This is a genomic window from Zwartia panacis, from assembly GCF_030410395.1.
Classification (GTDB): domain Bacteria; phylum Pseudomonadota; class Gammaproteobacteria; order Burkholderiales; family Burkholderiaceae_B; genus Zwartia; species Zwartia panacis.
Genome location: NZ_JAUHHF010000042.1, coordinates 1 through 345 on the forward strand (window position 1 = coordinate 1; position 345 = coordinate 345).

Below are 345 nucleotides of genomic sequence, written 5' to 3' on the forward strand. Positions count from 1 at the left end.
ACGTGAGCAACAGCACATTCTCCTGTGCATCGACTCTGACCACACACGCGCGAAGTGAATAATCATTGGCGAGATCAAACGGTCGATCCACCTCGTCGCGGATGCACTGCGACAACGCGAGCTCACGGGACTCTGCATCCAGCGTGCGAAGATCGACCTGCCTGCATATTGATTCTGCTGCAGGAACTGCGAGGACTGAACCTTGATACTCTCCATTATCATGGAGTCTGATCACTGTGCGTAAAGACTCATGACGATCTAAAAGCAACACCAAGGCCTGAGCGAGCACCTCGATATTGAGAGAGCCCCTCAAACGAAGCGCCTGCGGAATGTTGTAGGTCGCCG

General features: G+C 53.6%; 1 protein-coding gene. It reads right to left on the bottom strand.

Annotated features, from left to right (window positions below; all coding sequences use genetic code 11):
* Window positions 1-345, bottom strand: a 345-nt coding sequence (locus QWY30_RS15870; protein ID WP_290242667.1) for a condensation domain-containing protein, incomplete at both ends; no start/stop codon positions are given.